Source organism: Paenibacillus sp. BIC5C1 (assembly GCF_032399705.1).
GTDB classification, from domain to species: domain Bacteria; phylum Bacillota; class Bacilli; order Paenibacillales; family Paenibacillaceae; genus Paenibacillus; species Paenibacillus taichungensis_A.
In genome coordinates, this window is record NZ_CP135922.1 from 4,652,911 (window position 1) to 4,672,172 (window position 19,262).

At 43.0% G+C, this 19,262-nt stretch carries 23 protein-coding genes and 1 pseudogene; 3 read left to right on the plus strand and 21 right to left on the minus strand.

Annotation, left to right across the window (positions count from 1 at the left end):
• Positions 1-188: 188 nt before the first annotated feature.
• The 17 genes from RS891_RS20655 to RS891_RS20735 form a co-directional block, all read right to left on the minus strand.
• A complete protein-coding gene (locus RS891_RS20655; protein ID WP_258530695.1) occupies positions 189-1,586 on the minus strand; it encodes a cell wall metabolism sensor histidine kinase WalK in 1,398 nt (465 codons plus the stop codon).
• A 55-nt stretch (positions 1,587-1,641) separates the two neighbouring features.
• Positions 1,642-2,358, minus strand: a complete 717-nt coding sequence (locus RS891_RS20660) for a response regulator transcription factor (RefSeq protein WP_017687664.1) — start codon at positions 2,356-2,358, stop codon at positions 1,642-1,644.
• Between the two features lie 143 nt (positions 2,359-2,501).
• Positions 2,502-3,764, minus strand: coding sequence for a cytochrome c biogenesis protein CcsA (gene ccsA / locus RS891_RS20665; protein ID WP_315793048.1), 1,263 nt, complete (start codon positions 3,762-3,764; stop codon positions 2,502-2,504).
• The gene (resB, locus tag RS891_RS20670) at positions 3,761-5,434 is read right to left on the minus strand and encodes a cytochrome c biogenesis protein ResB (RefSeq protein WP_315793049.1); all 1,674 of its coding nucleotides are present in this window, start codon (positions 5,432-5,434) and stop codon (positions 3,761-3,763) included. The genes ccsA and resB overlap by 4 nt, the downstream gene beginning before the upstream one ends.
• A gap of 14 nt (positions 5,435-5,448) precedes the next feature.
• Entirely contained in the window at positions 5,449-5,976 is a 528-nt protein-coding gene (locus tag RS891_RS20675) for a redoxin domain-containing protein (protein ID WP_315793050.1), read from the minus strand.
• Positions 5,977-6,107: 131 nt separating this feature from the next.
• A complete protein-coding gene (locus RS891_RS20680; RefSeq protein ID WP_063568319.1) occupies positions 6,108-6,857 on the minus strand; it encodes a pseudouridine synthase in 750 nt (249 codons plus the stop codon).
• 224 nt (positions 6,858-7,081) lie between these two features.
• Positions 7,082-7,900 carry a S1 family peptidase gene (locus RS891_RS20685; RefSeq protein ID WP_113054039.1) on the minus strand — a complete coding sequence of 273 codons (819 nt, stop codon included), beginning with the start codon at positions 7,898-7,900 and terminating at the stop codon, positions 7,082-7,084.
• A 64-nt stretch (positions 7,901-7,964) separates the two neighbouring features.
• On the minus strand, positions 7,965-8,498 hold the full coding sequence (locus RS891_RS20690; RefSeq protein ID WP_315793051.1) for a spore maturation protein: 534 nt from the start codon (positions 8,496-8,498) through the stop codon (positions 7,965-7,967).
• A 6-nt stretch (positions 8,499-8,504) separates the two neighbouring features.
• Positions 8,505-9,131 (minus strand): nucleoside recognition domain-containing protein, encoded by a 627-nt coding sequence (locus RS891_RS20695; RefSeq protein ID WP_063568316.1) that lies wholly within the window; start codon positions 9,129-9,131, stop codon positions 8,505-8,507.
• Positions 9,132-9,149: 18 nt separating this feature from the next.
• Entirely contained in the window at positions 9,150-10,337 is a 1,188-nt protein-coding gene (locus RS891_RS20700) for a D-alanyl-D-alanine carboxypeptidase family protein (protein ID WP_315793052.1), read from the minus strand.
• Between the two features lie 159 nt (positions 10,338-10,496).
• Entirely contained in the window at positions 10,497-11,168 is a 672-nt protein-coding gene (locus RS891_RS20705) for a sigma-70 family RNA polymerase sigma factor (RefSeq protein WP_315793053.1), read from the minus strand.
• A 165-nt stretch (positions 11,169-11,333) separates the two neighbouring features.
• A complete protein-coding gene (locus RS891_RS20710; RefSeq protein WP_315793054.1) occupies positions 11,334-11,966 on the minus strand; it encodes a lytic transglycosylase domain-containing protein in 633 nt (210 codons plus the stop codon).
• 262 nt (positions 11,967-12,228) lie between these two features.
• On the minus strand, positions 12,229-12,561 hold the full coding sequence (locus RS891_RS20715; protein WP_315793055.1) for a hypothetical protein: 333 nt from the start codon (positions 12,559-12,561) through the stop codon (positions 12,229-12,231).
• Positions 12,562-13,172: 611 nt separating this feature from the next.
• Positions 13,173-13,745: a sigma-70 family RNA polymerase sigma factor gene (locus RS891_RS20720; protein ID WP_315793056.1), complete on the minus strand. Its 573-nt coding sequence runs from the start codon at positions 13,743-13,745 to the stop codon at positions 13,173-13,175.
• Positions 13,746-14,471: 726 nt separating this feature from the next.
• Positions 14,472-14,888, minus strand: coding sequence for a Na-translocating system protein MpsC family protein (locus RS891_RS20725; protein ID WP_315793057.1), 417 nt, complete (start codon positions 14,886-14,888; stop codon positions 14,472-14,474).
• A 243-nt stretch (positions 14,889-15,131) separates the two neighbouring features.
• The gene (locus tag RS891_RS20730) at positions 15,132-15,275 is read right to left on the minus strand and encodes a hypothetical protein (RefSeq protein ID WP_315793058.1); all 144 of its coding nucleotides are present in this window, start codon (positions 15,273-15,275) and stop codon (positions 15,132-15,134) included.
• Between the two features lie 13 nt (positions 15,276-15,288).
• A complete protein-coding gene (locus tag RS891_RS20735) occupies positions 15,289-15,513 on the minus strand; it encodes a hypothetical protein (RefSeq protein WP_315793059.1) in 225 nt (74 codons plus the stop codon).
• Positions 15,514-15,701: 188 nt separating this feature from the next.
• Between RS891_RS20735 and RS891_RS20740 the strand changes: the two genes are divergently transcribed.
• The 3 genes from RS891_RS20740 (at position 15,702) to RS891_RS20750 (ending at position 16,489) form a co-directional block, all read left to right on the plus strand.
• On the plus strand, positions 15,702-15,833 hold the full coding sequence (locus tag RS891_RS20740) for a hypothetical protein (protein ID WP_315793060.1): 132 nt from the start codon (positions 15,702-15,704) through the stop codon (positions 15,831-15,833).
• Positions 15,834-15,865: 32 nt separating this feature from the next.
• Positions 15,866-16,036: a hypothetical protein gene (locus RS891_RS20745; protein ID WP_315793061.1), complete on the plus strand. Its 171-nt coding sequence runs from the start codon at positions 15,866-15,868 to the stop codon at positions 16,034-16,036.
• 183 nt (positions 16,037-16,219) lie between these two features.
• Positions 16,220-16,489 (plus strand): hypothetical protein, encoded by a 270-nt coding sequence (locus RS891_RS20750; RefSeq protein WP_315793062.1) that lies wholly within the window; start codon positions 16,220-16,222, stop codon positions 16,487-16,489.
• A gap of 874 nt (positions 16,490-17,363) precedes the next feature.
• Here RS891_RS20750 and RS891_RS20755 read toward each other — a convergent pair.
• The 4 genes and pseudogenes from RS891_RS20755 to ytfJ form a co-directional block, all read right to left on the minus strand.
• On the minus strand, positions 17,364-17,552 hold the full coding sequence (locus RS891_RS20755) for a hypothetical protein (protein ID WP_315793063.1): 189 nt from the start codon (positions 17,550-17,552) through the stop codon (positions 17,364-17,366).
• Positions 17,553-17,595: 43 nt separating this feature from the next.
• A complete protein-coding gene (locus RS891_RS20760) occupies positions 17,596-18,123 on the minus strand; it encodes a peptidoglycan recognition protein family protein (RefSeq protein WP_315793064.1) in 528 nt (175 codons plus the stop codon).
• Positions 18,123-18,639, minus strand: a pseudogene (locus tag RS891_RS31730) (phage holin family protein). The gene RS891_RS20760 and the pseudogene RS891_RS31730 overlap by 1 nt, the downstream one beginning before the upstream one ends.
• 74 nt (positions 18,640-18,713) lie before the next feature.
• Positions 18,714-19,208 (minus strand): GerW family sporulation protein, encoded by a 495-nt coding sequence (gene ytfJ / locus RS891_RS20775; protein ID WP_315793067.1) that lies wholly within the window; start codon positions 19,206-19,208, stop codon positions 18,714-18,716.
• Positions 19,209-19,262: the final 54 nt, after the last annotated feature.

The following is a 19,262-nucleotide window of genomic DNA, read 5'->3' on the forward strand; positions in this document are numbered from 1 at the left end:
CAATCCTCCTTTTACTTCCTTGTTTTTCAAGCTTATGTTACATAAGAAGCAAAATTATCTTGGACACATGTTTTGACTCAAAAAAAGTGAACATACTGTTCCACGTTGAACAAGATTAAACGGTACTGTTCAACAAAAAAAGCACCCTCATGTTGAGGGTGCTTTCGCAGTTTTTGTATGAAATCGGGCTATTTCGAGGAATCCACAGGAAATTGTAAAATAAACTCTGTACCTTCGCCAAGGACACTATTAACGATAATGGTACCGTGATGCGCATCTACGATGTTTTTTACAATTGCGAGCCCCAGTCCTGTACCGACACTTTCACCCCGAACACGAGCCTTATCTGCTTTGTAGAATCGTTCAAAGATGAATGGCAGATCAGAAGAAGGAATGCCTACACCTTCATCTTTTACAGTCACTTTGCCTACAGGTGTTCGGATATCAGTTAACAGTTCGGCCGATATGACAACATTTTTCCCTGTTGGAGTATGCCGAAACGCATTATCAAGCAAATTGGTAAATACCTGTTCAAGACGATCCTCGTCTGCCTGGTAAAGTTCAATCGAAGTCTGTCTGCACTCAAACGAAAGATGGATACCCTGTTCTTTGGAACGTACAGAGAACTTTCTGTATACTCGTTCCAATAGTTCAACTAGATCCACTTCCTTCACGGCCATATCCGTATGACCCGCTTCCATTCGCGCAAGATCAAGCAGATCTTTAACCAACCTGCCCATACGCAAAGACTCATCATGAATCACTTGAATTAATTCTTCACTTTCTTCTGGGGAAGCCGCCATCCCATCCAAAAGAGCTTCACTATACCCTTGCATCATGGATAGCGGAGTACGTATTTCGTGAGATACGTTAGCTACAAAATCACGGCGCATTTTCTCCAATCGTACTTCCTCCGTCACGTCACGAAGCACAGCTACTGCGCCTCGTACGACACTATCCGCGTACAATGGTGCCATCTGAACAGACCAGACTCCCTGCTGCACATGCACGTTAGAGTTCTGATCGCCGCCCTGCTCCATCACCTTTTTGAACAAAGGAACGAGTGGTTCCGGTACCTCTCGTGAAGAACCCACAGCATTCTCCGAATCTTGACTCTCGCCCATCTGTGCCCAGTCCAAATCACACCAAGCCTGCATGATTTTCTCACCAGGGGGGTTTGTCAAAATAACCTTCCCCTCGCCATCGAATGTTACTACGGCATCGGTCATGCTTCGAAGCACGCTCGCCAGATGTTCTTTCTCATGGTTAAGGTTGCGGATGTTATCTTCCAGCTGTGCAGCCATATGATTAAATGTATTACCCAATTCTCCAATCTCATCGCTCGTTACAAGGGAGAGACGCGTACCGTAGTTTCCTTTTCGAATCGCATTGGCTGCCTGAATTAACTGCTGCATCGGCTGCGTAATTTTCGTAAAAAGAAACAGCGCAAAAAAGGTCGTCAAGCTGAATCCGATAATACAAACATACGTGAACAAACGTTTGATATCTCTCGACTCAGATTCCGCAAAATTCGTATCAATATACGGCAGCAAAAAAAGACCCAATGCTATGAGTACACAGCCCACAAGGCAAATAATCGTAATCCATAACTTCCCGACCAGCGATCTCCAGAAACTAAAACTACTTCGGTACTTCCAGTTTATAACCCACACCCCACACCGTTGTAATCATCGCCGCTGACTCTGGCGATACCTTGTTTAACTTCTCGCGAAGACGCTTCACATGCGTATCCACAGTACGAAGATCACCAAAGAATTCATAATTCCATACATCCTTCAGCAGCTCTTCTCTGGAGAAAACTTTATCTGGAGATGTCGCGAGATAATGCAACAGTTCATATTCTTTCGGTGTTAAACTGATCTCTTCCCCACCTGCGGTTACGCGGTGAGCATCATGTTCGATGACCAAATGAGGAAATACGATATTGTTGCTTGAATTACTCTCTTTGGACAGATATGCTGTCGCAGAAGAACGACGCAGAATCGCCTTCACCCGGTAAATCACTTCACGTGGACTGAACGGTTTAACGACATAATCATCTGCTCCAACTTCAAAGCCCTGAACGCGGTTAATTTCTTCGCCTTTTGCAGTAAGCATCAAAACCGGGGTTGATTTTACCTGACGCAAACGGGTACATACTTCAACGCCGTCCATGCCCGGTAACATTACATCAAGCAAAATCAGACCATAGTCACCTGCAGTTGCTTTTCGCAGCGCAGTTTCCCCATCCTCTGCTTCATCGATTTCATAACCTTCTTTTTCGAGATACATTTTCAAAAGCCGTCGGATTCTTTCCTCGTCATCCACGACTAGTATACGGTTCTCATGTTCAGCCATTCCACTCCAGCCCCTTTGCAATAACTCCTCATCACTTCTATTATGTTCGATCTGGCGAACAATATTTGAATGCCCCATTGAACGTAGGGGCTTACGTATGTGTTTCATGGATTTCTCTCGGGAACTTCACGAAACTACCTATCCTAGTCTGCCCCTGCGTAAGAATGCAACCCGGCGATGATCAAATTCACACCTACGAGCGTAAACATAACGACCAAAAATCCAAGTACTGCAAGCCAGGCAGATTTGCGGCCCTGCCAGCCTCTGGACAAACGCAAATGCAGGTACACACTATAATATAACCATGTTATCAGTGCCCACACCTCTTTGGGGTCCCATCCCCAAAAGCGGCTCCAGGCAATCTGAGCCCAGATCATCGCAAAGATTAATGCTCCCAATGTAAATATCGGGAATCCGATAGCAATTGCGCGGTAACTAATCTCATCGAGATCGTCGGCATCAATTCCATCCAGCATCGGTTGCAAAGCTTGTCCAAGCGGTCTTCTTACAATTAAACGAATAAGTCCATATAAGACCAGCCCTACAATCAAAGACCAGACTACCGTATTCAGTTTACGTCCAGCATTAACTCCGTTCATCCAGGAAGGTGTCTCAAGTAAAGGTTCCTTCATGCCAAGAAACGGTTTTATGCTCTCCACTTCGCTATTATAAGGTGCAAAAATAGGAGGCATGCGATAAATCACTTTCTCTATTGTACTATTTTCCTGTACCTCTGTGTCAATGCTCGTGACTTTCTGAACAAAAACCGCCTCATATCCGGATGCACGGAAAGCAAATACCGACCCGATAAACCCAACCACAACTACGATAGTGATTAAAGTAAACTCAACCCATCCGCGCTGGCGTCTGGATGACTTATCCTTGCCACTGAAATCGACTGTGCGTAACAAGTACATGAATCCTGCCGCAAAGCCTACGGCGAAGAATGCCTCGCCAAGTGCAGCCAACGTCACGTGGATCTTGAGCCATATCGATTGCAATGCAGGGATCAGCGGCTGTACTTCCTGAGGAAATACGGCTGCATATGCCATAATAATGATCGTTAGTGGCAATGCAAATAGTCCTAGCAACGATTTTCGATAAATTGCGTAAACCACAATAAATGCCACCATAATCATCATGGATAGAAAACTCATAAACTCATACATATTACTTACTGGTATATGGCCTGCTCCGGCCCATCGTGTACCAAAGAAGATGAGATGTGCAGCTAGTGCAACAGTTGATGCAATAAAGGCTCGCTTTCCCCATCGTTCTACATGAGCTTGCGGGTCACGATTACTCCATTTCTTGCCCATTACGGCAACGCCATATAACATAAATGCAGCACAATATAGAAAAAAAGATACGATAAATGCGTCGCTGCTGAAATCCAATAAACTCATGTTTGGTTCCCCCCGTTATCCAACGACTTCTCATCCACTTCCACATTCATATGTTTTAACACAGCTGCAACCTCTCGCCTAAATCCAAACCAGTTTTTGTTCGTGTGGCCGCCTAGGGTGAGTTGTCCATCATCAATCCGAATCCAAATACGTCGGTGGTGCCAGTAAAAGCCCATAACCAGACCCAACATAACGATGCCTGCCCCAACCCATACAAAAGGCATGGCCTTATCAATACGGATATTGAGGTAACTCACGGACTGAATGATGTCCACCTTATCCATGCTATCGACCTCTAGCTGCAAAGGAATTTCTCCTCCATTCAGCTGTTTGTTAATTGCGTCCTGTTGAAAACGCTGTTTATCGATCTGCTTCGCAAAATACAAGTACTGCATGCCCTCTGCAGGTAAATCGGGTCCCTTGATGTTAAATAGAAAGGCAGGCGCATTAGGTGAAGGGGACTTTGATTTGGGCTCTCCATTTTCATCCAGCCCAAAATCCATATATTTTTCTTTCACATTCAGACTATAGGGTCCTGCTTCAAACGTTCGCTGCGTATCCACCATAGCAATTTGGATTGCTCCGTACTTCTCACCCGTCTGGGCATTGACCAGATCAGGCGTTACCGAACGAATCGTTGGTGTCAAATCATAATCAAACTGATATGCTTTCAATCCGTGATAATTCAGTGGATGATTCACTTGAACATCATGTCGGTCCACCTCGGTCAATTGAGGTTTTTTCGAAGGATCCGAGCAATCTGCCGTACATTCGTACAACACCACTTTGGTTTCAAACAGTTTTGGAACGGTTTTGTTCAAATTTTTGAACTGTTCTGGAACCTCATCTTCACTGTAAAACTCAACATTAAACTGTTCATTCTTCAAATACATGGAGGTATTCGGTATTTTCTTGATCTCACCTTCGGGAAAAGCAACATGCTCATCCAGATTCAGCCCGGGAAGCCCGCGGGCAAGTACTGCCAGTAGAAAGATAATCAAGCCGATGTGGATAACATAAGGTCCCCAGCGACTGAATCGCTGTTTCTCAGCCAGCAATGCACTACCCTCGGTATGCACACGATAACCTTTCTTTTTAAGCGGCGTAACCGCTTTCTTAATCCAGTCTTCTGATGCCTCTTCTATGGAGCCTTGGTACACCAGTCGCTGGCGTGTAAGAAACTGCATGTGTTTGCGTATTTTCTGTTTATTCAGCGCTTTGTATAGTGGAAGTACCCGGTCTAGACTGCATATGACCAATGAAGCACCGATCAGCACCAGTAACAAAATAAACCACCAGGATTCATATGTATGGGATAGACCCAGCAGATAATAGATATGACCCAACTGACCGTATGTGTCCTTGTAATATACGGATGGATCAATATTCAGAAATGTACTTTCTTGTGGATAGATCGTGCCCAGCATGGAACCAACAAGCGTAAACACAATCATGTAAACGGCAATTTTGACCGATGAGAAAAAATTCCATATGCGGTCGATAATTTTGGGATTCGTACGCTGCGAACGACGAGCCATGCCGTCATAACGCATTTCCAATACTCCATCCGATTTGACCTCGGCCTCCAGCAGCGGCTTGCCGCATGCTTCACACAGCACAGTGCCCACCGGATTCTGGTGTCCGCACTCACATTTCGTATTTTGGAACACGACTAGACCTCCTGTCAGGGCTGTTTCGCCAGTTGTGAAATTTGAGCGTCAAGTGTGTCCAAATCAAGTTGACCGATATGAATGGTGGAGATTTTGCCCGTGTCAGAGACAAAAAATGTCGTTGGCATCGGAGATATACCGAAATCTCGGATCGAGTTTTTGTCACGGTCGAGCATTATCGGAAATGTAACGCCCACCTGGCGAGCAAAATTTTCCACGGTCATCTGGTCTTCCCCAACATTGATACCGACAAATTGCACACCACGGTCCTTCCATTTGTCCGCTTGCGCTTGTAGCGCAGGCATCTCTTTTACACAAGGTTCACACCATGTTCCCCAGAAGTTGATCACCATGGCTTTGCCTTTGTATTCCTCAGACGTATGAACTTGTCCATCCAGGCCCAGCAGTTCAAAAGAAGGAGCTTTATCTCCTTCTTTTGGCTTGCCATTCGAGCCGGATACCGATGTAGTAATCGCATATCCGCCTAACACCAGGATCAATAACAAAATGACGATTTGCACCGCTCTTCTTGATTTCCCCATGTGCTGCTCCCCTTTTAAGTAACTAACATTCGCATATAACGGTCTCGGACAACTGTGAACATCCTATGAACAATTATAGCGAATTTCGTCACAAAACTGCGGCGCTTTTATGAAAATTATGTGTCCTCACATTACCTTTTTTTCATTTTTTTGGCGGGTTCTGATTTTGCGAGCGTAATCAGGTTGTTGACTTCTTCTTTGGTTAGATTACGTGTTAGTCCACGTTTCAGGTTTTGAAGCAAAATACCACCAAACGAAATCCGTTTCAGACGTGTTACCGGATGGTTAATCGCTTCGAACATACGTCTAACCTGACGGTTACGCCCTTCGTAAATCGTAATAGAGATAACAGATTCATTTGCTGCGGTATCCACATCTTTGTACTCAATCTCTGCCGGAGCTGTCATACCGTCGTCCAGCATAATGCCTGTCTTTAATTTCTCCAGAGCCGAACCATGTGGAACACCTTTAACGGTTGCATGATACGTTTTGGGTACGTGATGCTTCGGATGCGTCAACAAATGCGCAAACTCGCCATCATTGGTCAGAATGAGCAATCCTTCTGTGTCATAATCCAGACGACCAACGGGATACACACGTTCTTTGACACCTTTGAGATAGTCGGATACAATTTTCCGACCTTCCGGGTCTGAAGCACTTGTGATAACACCCTTCGGCTTGTTTAACATCATATACACTTTCTTTTCACTGCGGATCGGTTTACCATTAACCGTAATCATATCCTCTTCGGGGTTCGCTTTCGTACCCAGTTCGGTTACGACCTCCCCGTTAACTTCTACTTTGCCGGACAGGATCAGTTCCTCGCTCTTACGGCGGGATGCAATGCCTGCCTGTGCGATAATTTTTTGTAATCTTTCCATGTTTGTCATGTCACCTCACACTAATGATACCCATCAAGACCGGAAATCACAAGGATAATCCATCTATTTTGTTCACGCAGAGGTTCTAAACAGCTTTTGAGCTGCATTTAGCTATTTATTTTGACCAAAAAGCTCACCCTCTCACTGCCTGTTATATGACAGGAGCGTTAAGGTGAGCCGTTCAATTTCAATCATATGTAACCATTACAATGTGAATAATAAGGTTAATTGGCTACTTTACCAGCAACAACGACCTGTTTTTTCGCAGGGGCTGCACTTTCTTTAATGAAGGACTGCAACGTTTTGGAAGTAATATAATAGGTACGTCCTCCGTATACAAAGGTCATCATGCCAATAACCCGATTGTTCTGATCCAGAACAGGACCACCTGAATTGCCTTGTGCCACTGATTTTACGATACTGCCTATGCCCTTCTTGCCTGGAACGTCCGAATCTTGTGAATTAAATACTCGGCTCTTGGCGATCGTATTGTAAGTTGAAGGGAAATCTTCGTCCAACAGCACAAGTTCCCCAGCGGAATTTTTAGGAAATCCGATGGTATATACAATTTGATTATCTTTAGCATTTGCGAACGTCACCGGTTGTGCGTCGATTTCTTTGTCCAGCTTCAGCAATGCCATATCTGTCACCGGATCTGTTTTAATGATTTTGGCTTTAACCGGCTTGTCCAGATGACCTGGGCTTGCTACAGTAAGCGTGCCTTCATCTCCATCAGATAGTTCAGCATAATCCTGAACGACATGATAATTGGTTAGCACCTCATCCTTGGAGATCAGTATTGATGTACCTACATCATAATATACTGAATCGGGTTCATCCTGCTTGACCAGACGTACGTTCACAACTGGAAAAGAATCCGCTGTAACGGCCAACTGAGCACGTAGTTGTTTATCGAAGTAACCCGTAAAATGAATCGTATTAACGGCTTGAGCCGCAGCCAACCCCGTCTGTCCTGCAAGCAACGCAATGGCAAGCATGCCTGACATTCCAAAGCGCAGCATTCTTTTCCAACTCTTTTGCATGGTTCTCACTCTCCTCCGCTATCATTCTAGCATAATTCGTATATCGGAAGGAGAGGACATATTTTTAACCAAATACAATCAAACAAATGACCAAGGCGGCAATGAAACCAATTACATCGGAAAACAACCCGACTTTGAGCGCATAGCGACCATTACGTATGCCTACGGCTCCAAAATAAACAGTCAATACATACAGGGTTGTATCCGTACTTCCTTGAATCGTGGAAGCCATGCGGCCAATCATCGAGTCGGGGCCATAGGTTTTGATCAGGTCGGTTGTAAAGGCAAGCGAGCCTGTCCCGGTCAAAGGACGCAAAATTCCGAGTGGCAATACTTCTCCCGGAACCCCCATCCAGGACACAAGTGGAGCGAATAGGCTGATCACATAATCCAATGCACCGGAAGCACGGAATACACTGATCGCTACCATCATACCTACCAGATGGGGAATAATGCTGATTGCCGTAGAGAAGCCGTCTTTGGCCCCATCAACAAAAGATTCGTAGACCGGGACCTTTTTGGTAAACGCATATAATGGAACAAACGCGATGATAACCGGAATGGCCCAGACGGAAATCCAGTTGATGAAGGTTAACAACGTTGCTCATCCTTTCATACCGGGATTGTCACTTTTATGTACACGCGGCGGCCTGTGAAGTGCCCTGTTTCGGTACCAGCGATCGGCTACGATGGCTGCAAATGTCGCAATAATGGTTGCCATTAGCGTTGTACCTACAATTTCCGTGGCATTCGCGGAATGATAATTGAGTCGAATGGCTATCAGGGTTGTCGGAATAATGGTGATACTCGCTGTATTCAGAGCCAGCAGCGTGCACATCGCAGGGGAAGCCGTTTGTTTATCCGGATTCAGCTCCTGCAGTTGCTGCATGGCTTTGATCCCCATTGGGGTTGCTGCATTGCCGAGACCGAGCAAATTGGCACTCATATTGGATAAAATATAGCCCATAGCTGGATGATTCCTTGGAACATCCGGGAATAAAAAGCCAACAACCGGACCCAGCAGCTTCGCGATTCGTCCCAGCAGCCCGGCATCCTCAGCCATTTTCATCATACCCATCCAGAACACGAGTACACTAATCAGCCCAAAACAGACCGTTACTCCGGTTGCTGCTCCATCAAAAGCCGCCTGCGTAACGACTTCAATTTTGCCTTGTGCTGCTGCAAATGCAAAGCCGGTTACAATCATGAGAAGCCAGATTAGATTGATCAAAGGATAACCCTCCCCTCATTATGGAGATAACAAATGGCTTAATACTGAACGCCATGCGGAAGCCCAGGTAGAAATTTTACCAACACCCCCAAGAGCTGCATCTTCACTCTTTGGCTCAGGCGGAATATAACTTCCTTTGCGATACACAGGAATTGAACCCACAAGTTTCCCATCAAGCTGCATATCAATTCGGCCAGCCAGTCCAAAAGAAGGATCAGTCGTTTTTGCATCTCCCTCTGTACTCTCCTCTGCACGGTTATCGAGTAAAATCAGCTTTTTCGTCAATGAGGCTGTCTCACTCTTCGCCAGAGGATAGGTGAACCCGCGGCCTGTGACCACATCCGTGTTCTGTACAGCTTGTTCCTTTTTTGCGATTTCCACCAAAGGGAAGTTTTCAAAACCGAAATCCAGCATACGTGAATGGTCATTCCAGTCGTCACCATCGTTCAGGGTTACCGCAGCAAGCTGTTGTCCATTGCGAGTAGCAGAGCTGACCAGACAACGGAACGCCTTTTTGGTATATCCGGTCTTGACGCCATCGGCTCCCTCGTACAACCGAAGCATTTTATTTTTGTTTTGCCAGGAGTACTCCCAGCTCTCATTCGGATTTGGAGCAGACTTGTTCTCCGTAGCTACAATTCGTTTGAATACCGGATTCTTGAGCGCATACGCGGTTAAGCGTGCCAGATCATTGGCGGTGGAGTAATGACCCTCTGCATCAAGTCCATGGGGATTCATAAAATGGGAATGGGTCAGACCAATTTGTTCTGCCTTTTTGTTCATTAACATCACGAAACCTTCTTCAGATCCACCGACATGTTCAGCAATTGCAGAGGCCGCATCGTTGCCCGATCGCAGCATCAGCCCATACAGCATGTTTTCCAGCGTCATTTCTTCACCCAGCTTGAGATAGATGGACGAGCCTTCTTTGGCAAAAGCAGAAGAAGTTACCTTAACCTTGTCATCCAGTTTACCGTGTTCAATCGCAACAATTGCTGTCATGATTTTGGTCAAGCTGGCAATTCTGAGTTCCTTGTCTCCATCTTTGCTGTACAATATTCGGCCCGACGTCACATCAATGAGAGCAGCGCTTTGCGCATGGTTTGAAGGGCCAGATATGGTTTCCTGGGCTTCAGCAAACCCAATTGAGGGAAACAGAAACAAAGGTACGAGCATACATGCCATAAATTTCATTAATTTTCGCATCGATTCATTCCTCCGGGTCACTTGGAATCTTGTACTAGCTTATGACAGGACAACCCGAAGTATGTCCCAGTGTTACAAAACAGCAAAAATCCCTCTCGCATGCGCTGCGGAAGGGATTTTTGCTGTTTTAAAAAAATGAGATGCTAGGATTTATTAAATTTATTTTTTGTCCAGCATCTTGGCCACTTTCCGCATAATTCTGGAGACTCGCATCTGGCTAATGTCCTCCATCTCTGCTGTCTGTGTTTGATTAAAACCCTCTACCCGATGCTTCAGGACAGTGACTTCCTTCTCGCTTAACTTGCGTTTCACCGATTCTATAACTGCATCAACATAAATTCTGTCGACCACTCCATCTTCAATATTTTCTCCGCTATAAATGGTATCCATCAATGTAACTGCTTGGGCTTGCTGATCATCTGCTCCGACAGGCTCATCCAGGTATTTAACTCCCTTGCCCACTTGGAGCGCCTTGTTGATTTTCTCCTCTTCCTCGTCAAGCAACAAGGCGATTTCATGAGCGGTCGGGAGATACCCCATATCGTGCTCCAGCCGATTGATTCGGTTAATTAAATCTGTAGCCGTGCGAGTGGGGCGAATAATACTTGCGCTGTCTCTCAGAAAACATCGGATTTCCCTTACAATCGCAGTAACAGCAAACGAACTGAATTTCACACCACGCCCTGTGTCAAATGCTTTGACTGCTTTAATAAATCCAAGGCGCCCCAATTGAAGAATGTCGTCTTTTTCCACACAATGATTTTTGATAATGACTTCCGGTTTTCCAATGTATTTATGTACTGAATGCCAAATCAAATTCTCATTAACCAAAATGCTATCTCCTAGAAAATGTTCATCGACTTGACATCGTTCAATATTTCCTACAAGGTCCATAGAGTAAAATTTTTTGTCCAACTTCAAATTCATGCTAATATGTTCTGAAAATTTATCCATCTTGATCTCCCTATGTAAATGTTGTGGAAGTTCACCAACAATCTAACGTTCTTTATTGATTTTCTTTAATATCTTAACCATTGTGTTATGGTGTTTCTTCACTTGGTTGTAATACCAGGGGCGAGCCTTGCCTTTGTCTACATTTCCCTCCCCTTGACTGTACGCAATTGTTGCTGTACGAAGGTTGCCGTCATACTTTTCCAAAAGATATTCCATATATTCAATACCAGTTTTGATGTTAACTTCCGGCTTGTATAAGTCACTGCCGTTAATACCAAACGATTTGGAAGTACTTGGTAGTATTTGAAGAAGTCCAATGGCTCCATGAGATGATGTGCTATCCTCTAATAAGCGACTCTCCTGCCACATCATGGCCAATATCCACACGGAATCCATATTGGATCCTTCAATATATTGGTCCACCCATTTCACATACTTCAACAGTTTAGTTCGGCTTACCGTCTTCTCCTGATAAGTTTCGATATAATGCTCTAGCATATCTACCATTTCTTTATGGGACGTAGCGTCCGGATCTAACTTCACTTGCTTTAGGGTTTGTTTTGTATTTTGTTCTCCAATCGGATTAGAAGCAGCTGGTACAATCAGCCCTCCATATATCGTTATCGATGCCAGTACCGCCGTAATGATAATCCCGATTTTTTCAAATGTGACCAACGGGATTGCTCACCTCCTTAGGTTAAGCCTTATATAATAGAAGGAAACCGTACTTTTTCACTGCTTGTACGATCTTGTGGTCCAATAATTAGTGGCTCCGCTGTCGAATTAAAGGCTTCCCTTTTTCTATTAAGACGTACCTTGTTCACTAGTCTGACATGCCAAGATTGCTGTATACTCTATTCTGCTATTTGCTGAATCGTAAGAAGAAGTAACATCCAGTCCAATGACCAATATGTTGGGGTTGTCATTCATACAGGTATTAATCTGTTCTTCTAGTTCCAAAGGTGATGGTGATGTAAACATCTTTACAGCGATATCTAAGGCATAATTTTTCATGTCCATTATTCATTACTGATAAGACGCTCAGGGTTTGTGGTTCTTCGTGAAATTCGTCCGCTTGGTAGTTGAATCCAATAACCGCTTTTTCATAACCAGCTACAATACCTGCAAACCACACATTAGCTTTTGTTGTTGCGCCTGTTGGCGTTTGAATCTCATGCACATTTGTTGGTGCATGAATGCATTTTCCAATCAGACTTGCAACCAATTCTTCTGTTAATGTATCGTCTTTTGCTATTATCATTTGTGTCATACAGTTGTTCCTCCACATATTTAAATTGTTTTGGACTCGGATATCCAACTCTTCAATTTCTCTATACGCGTTATATTAATAGTAGTTAACGATGTACTACAGGAGAGACGTTTAGGGCGCCACTTATGAGCGTTTAATGGGTTCGAATATGCTTTTACAGCCCGCTCAAGATCATTAATCCGATTGGACAACATCTCCTCAATGACAGGCTCCCATATTCTAAGTCCTACAGCCATGATTGGTTTGTTCTGAATATACGCATGATGCAAGATCACTACCTCAGTAGGAGTCAGCTTTTCCACATCAAGATTAACTAGCAACGCATCCGCTTGAAAGACAACTTTTTCAATAATCAACGCATACTCCCGGTTACTTAGGTCGGAAGCTGTAGATGAATCATGGTGGGCCATGCAATATCAGAAAATCTCGACAGACTTTCCAACGTAAATCCCAACACAACAACACTGAGCATATTCTTCTGCCACCTTCCATTATCGATTAATTACTCTATACGATATAAAAAAGCACCCCGTTAAGGGTGCTTTAGTTCTATGTAACTTGTTGATCAATCTGCATTAAACTTTGGCTATGAATTGCCACTTTAATTAAAACTACAGAGCTTCGTATTTCTCACGAATCGCTTTCCATAACTGTGATATTCGTGCCTTGGATACACCTAACATTGCTGCAATTTCTACAAACTCGTACCCCGAGGTTCGAAGTTTAAAAATCTCTTTTTCACGGTCATTAAGCTTCATATTCTCCATGATGTCAGTTACGAATTCAAAATTCTCAAAGGCAAACCCGGAGTGCCCAAGCGTTAGCGCTGTATCTGCTCCATCACTTTCATAACTGGCGCCAAGATCAGTACACACTAGCTGGACAGCGTTAACGACACTGAGGTTTTTCTCAGACATGCATTTCCGATACATATCCTTGATTTTATTTTCGATCAGGTGATCAACAAACGTCGACATTTTTGCTTTTTCTGCGTCATACTTGTCCAGCGCGTTATACAACTTAATCATGATCTCCTGCGTTACATCCTCTTTTTCCATCCCTGCAAACGTTTTGCCTCTAAGCTTGTGGCGACATTTTTCCTGTGCTTTGTTTAAGAACGTATCTATATCCCCAATTTCAAATAAATCATCAAACCCCATAGCAGTTGTAGCAGACATCATCATTTTCCCCCAATGACTATTTAGTTGTTTGTTTAAACTCTATAACTTGCATTTCTATAGTTAAAATTTTGATCAATTTTTGCTCACTCTACAATCTAGTATCTCGCACCGTAATTAAACCTCAAATATTACTTGCTGATGTCCAAAAAACCATATCTAATATGTAGTGTTTTCACTTCTTCGTAAATATGAAAACTTTTCTTCAGGCAAAGCTTAAAGCTAGATAAGTCTTTTGCATTAATATAAATTGCGTAGTTAATCCACCTCCCCTTCCAATCCACATCAAGATATAAAACTAACTTTCAAAACTCAGCAATGGCACAATTCATCCAGAGATACTTTTCCAACCTATTACATTCAGAATAACAAATACGAACTAATGTTCGCAACATATTTTTATCAGCTTCTTTTGTACACCATTTACCCACTATATACGAAGCCAAATGCGAAACGTAAAGTCCGTTTTTTGCAAACAAAAAGACCAACACAGAGCGCACCACAAGGAAAATACCAAAATGGTGGAATGTGTCGGTCTTGGTCTGACATCTATTTCGTTCCAATTACCGAAGATATGGTCTTGAAGCCCTTTAATACGATTACAGGCTTCGTCAAGATTATTAATTCTATCCGATCGCCATAAGGGTAGTATAAGGAAATATGTAGGATATTGTCAACATCAAAATTAGTTCCGAAGAACCTATCCAATAAAAAAATGAATTTTAATGGGTCTTAAGGCATGTTTATAGCATCTTTTCTCAGCAACCCCTCAACATCCTTGTTCATTTTAAAGACAGTTACCTGTTCCGCAAAATCAGTGCCAAAGAACATGGTTTCTATATCTTCAATTTTCAAACCCAGGTGAATATAGGAGAAAACAGGACTGAAATCTTCTCTCATCATTTGTGCAAGCTTCAGCTTGTATTCGGCAAAAATCTGACTGGAATGCGATTGCATGTGTTCAAGCATGAACGCTTCAGGTTTGGTGAATTTTGCTGTAAACTTTAGGATGATATAATGATTCATGATGACGACTCTGGTATCTACTGGCCCACGTTCAGTAAAATCTTTTCTTATTCTTGATGCCATTTTCGCGAGCTCTCTTTCCAAGTCTTTTATCTCAATGTTCACATCCCTCCCTACAATCATCCTTTTCCCTCCTATTGCCCCTGAATACAATAATCAAACCTAATTTAATCAAAACTCCTTATGCAAGACAAGTTTCAATGCATTTACGGACTAAGTCCCCACGATCTTTTCATGAAAAAGGAATAGACCCCAGAAGTAGACTTGGGGCATATCACTGGTTTTACTATGGTTTACAAATATGCAAATAAAGCAGCACATTACACTTTGAACTATACTATTTCGTTTTAGCACCTGTGTATAACCTTATTGTTTATTCGTTGCATCAACTTTGAGCAAACTGAATGCCACCAGATTCAAAACCACATTGACACCATATTCCTTTTCGATCACATCGAACGCTTCTTCCGTTGCAACAATTATATCGTCCTTATCCGAAGTCATCTCCATCGTGACAATCTCCTCATGATTCAGCGCGAAGGTCAGAATGTACAGCATCGGTATTCTCCTCGTTATCAGTCAAGTAAGGGATCTGATGATCATTCAAAATTTGTACTGTCTGATCTTCGCTATCGTTCAAAATGTAAAAAAATTGCTTGTTTACTGTCTGTTGTTTGAGCGGCTGCAAGTGCCGCTCCATAATCCATGCCCGGTTTCTCACAGGAGCACCTACGAATACGTTAGCCACCGTTCATCCCTCCCCTTTCACATAGTGTAGACCGATCTTCGCCAATCTTCAGCGTGTCCAACAAAAAAGAACTTTTTTCTGGAAAGAGGAGAGAGAATGAATTGTTTCTTCTATTCTATAAAAGAAGGAGATGATGGAGATGTACAACAAGGACTTGAATCATTTCAATCCGAAAGAGGGTGAAGAGCGTGCTTGGCAGTGTTGAATTAATTCATAACTGGTTCCAAAAGGCTTCGGATGGAGAAGCTCATGCTTCCGTTCGATTCGGGGATGCTTCCAATACAGACCATGCCAGACTGATCTGTGGAGCGAAAGCCTAACAATATTAAGAAGTTCTGGAACGCCGTTACGGTTGGACAGGCATCGTGGCAAGGTATTAGCCATTAAAGCCAAAGAACTTGGCTCTGTAGGTGTTGATTTTGGCTTAGGAGCAGATGTCGTCATTCAGACGGACACCGAAAACCTATATGCTTGGGATTACGAGGGATTTCCGGATTATTGGGAAGGAAGACCCAAAAAATGACCCGTCGAGGGTCTTTTTTGTTGAGCATGGACGGGCTTCAAGTGAAATTTCGTTGCTATAGTAGTTATTGATAAATTGAACTAACTGACTTATTATTGTTAAGATAACTCCTAATCTAGCCTGGTTTAGACTTGCATAAAAGAGGAGCACTACTTAGATTATTCAATCGTTGGAGGGAATGTAATGGCGTACTCGCAGTCAAAGACCGAAGCAGTCGCAACTCACTTAAGAAATAGATTTATGGAAGGCAATGTAGAGGGGTACGAGATCGTTGTTGCTCTGATTAGTATGGTTAAAGCTCAAAAAATTCATATAGACGACGTCGCTCCCGTCCTGTTTAACGTTTTTTTTGATAATCCAGAAGGTATTTTATCCGCTCTAGAAAAAGCCAGTACATTAGTTGATGATGAGTTAATTGATTCAATTATAAATGAAGTGAACGAGAACGCTTAATCCTACATACAAGGGGAGTTTCATTAAAGATCTTCTACTGTTTTTTTCACGTCTTTGTTCTTCCCTCATTTCAAATTTATTTAGTTTATATGGGATCACTTATGTGCTTCGCGTTATTTTCCATCTCACCCTGCTTATTCTAAGAATGTACCTTGGCAGAATGACAGGAGAAAAGGAAATAACGAAGGGAGCAACACGTATGGATCAAGTAAATAAAGCAATTATATTTTAGCAGTCATTGAAACCATGCTTGAAGCACTGCACCATATCGAAGTGGACCAGATAGAACTTGTGGATTCACTAGTTATGCTAGGTTTAGATCCCATTAATATTTTATACGATACCAATACCATTAGATCCTTCCAGAAAGTGTGCAAAGCCTTCGCAGAACTCGATCTTGCAGATGAGGCCCTTTCCGCTTTTTTACAAGAGTAGCTACACCGTTTTAGTAATTACTAATAGATCGACCGAATCCATGTTTCATGGAAATGGAAGCGCAAAAAAAGTAGAGCCTCAAGTCCTTCGACCTGAGGCTCTACTTTTTTTTTCAATTTTAACTTATGACGCCTTAACACCCTTTCTCTGAATTCGTATAGAAATATAGGAGACATCACGGATATCTCCTTCTTCAACATGACCCAATTAACGAAAGGATGGTTATATGAACCAAGAAATATTAGAACATGTTATAGTCGACTTACATCACCCTGTAATTGGAACCGTGGATTCATCCTTGTTCCACTCACAATATGAGCATGAACATCCTAACAAAATTGTGATCATACAAAATTTTTTTTTTTGAAAGATCCAGCTCATTTTAATGATTGGTTAAAAACACGTACCAAATAGCCCCTTTTTCAGCTCGTGTCTTATCTCATCCTTTTTTGCGTCTTCGTTCATCAATTAGAACCTTCAACATGAGTAATTCCTCGTAGGTCAGCTTCTTCTTGCGTACTTTCTCCACCCATGCCCATTCAGCAATGATTTTGTCGTTATAGGCATCTCCTATGTATTTATCAAGTTCATTCCATGTCCATTGAGCATAATCCAACACTTTATTCATATCATCCTCATCCTCCATGACCACTTCTTCCCTAAGTGTGGACTCAATTTAGAATTAAATGCTTGCTTAAACTTTTCATATTCCCCAGGGGTTTTGATCCAAGATAGGGGCATTCCTTCCACCCGACAACTTCTTTATGTGTAAAAAACACATTGGGAAAGCCACGTTCTCTAATCAAATATACTGCCAGGTCTACAACGTTATTAAATGTATCCTCATGGATGCTACCATCCTTCTCAATGCACATTTCAATACCCACCGTACTATTGTTCGGATACGTTCCAAGACGGGCCACAGCGTCCTTTGTGTAAGTCTCGCTACCGCAATGGTATGCAAGTTCATCATCTGGCAGACTGTTATATATGGAGGTTCGATCTACAGAGTAATGTGCACTTGCATAACGACCTTTTCCAACTTGCCGTGCTAAACTTGTGAAATATTTGCTGATGTTTTTGGCTGAGGCTCCAGGGGAAGCGGTATAATGCATAACAATTCCTCGTTTAGCTTTCAGTTTAATTCCCGCTCGACTGTATTTATTAACAGGTATGTAGTCCATTGTAATTGGAAGCATTATATCTTCTCCTTGCTTTCATCTTGATTATCTTCCTCACCCCGAAGCTTGAAAAGAGCAGAAGTGATAAATTTCGGGACGGGAAGTCCCAATTTCCCCATATTCTCGAGAATGCTTATTCCTTCAGTACCGATGATGAACATCAGCATGGCATCTCTCATGAAAGTCATTCGAATTGCCAGCAACAATATCCAGTTGATGAGCAATAATAACGAATACAAATGTTAATGACTTACGGGCAATTCCCCACCATCCGACCCTGCTGGAAAGTTCTTTTTTGTACCATGCAGATAACACACCTGTGATGTAATCGAGCCCCACAAAAATCGTTACTGCAATAAACAGGTGATCCATCCCTCCAACCAAGTACACCATGGCAGACAATAACCATCCAAATAAAACGGTAAAAATCGTATCCCTTTGCAATTTGCCTTCCCCCTTCAACATCTTTTTCATGTTTAGGTTAGGCGGAACAAGGAGATAAGTCTCAGAGATGTTGATCCCTTTGGATATCATCCCTCAGCATTTCAATAAGTAACAGCAAAAATCCCTCTCGCATGCGCTGCGGAAGGGATTTTAACCGAATCCTTTTAGCTGTACGTAGAAGGATTAGGTGTGACTGGAATGCCGGACTCTGCCGGTTGGGCTGTATTACGATTGCGGAACATATCCTGGATTCTGTCCATCACATACGGTGTGGAATCGATCAATTTCTCGAACAGATGCGTGGAGTTGTCAAGCGGCACGATATGAACGCCCTGTTTGCCAACTACCAGGAACGCGATCGGACGAATGGATACGCCGCCCCCGCTTCCTCCGCCAAATGGTGAAGCAACCGATGCGGAGCTGGAATGTTCAGTAGTACTGTTTCCGTTGCTACCGCCGCTTCCACCTTTGCTGCTTCCATCATTTACATGAAAATCGCTGCCACCCGCAGCGAATCCGAATCCCACTTTACTGATCGGCAAAATCACGGTACCATCTGGTGTTTCAACCGCATCGCCCACGATTGTATTGACATCCACCATGGCCTTGATATTTTCCATTGCGGTTTCCATTAAGCCTTGAATTGGATGATCTGACATTTAAATTCCCTCCAGTTTCAATTTAAGCTAGGTTTGATCTAACCATATCATCCC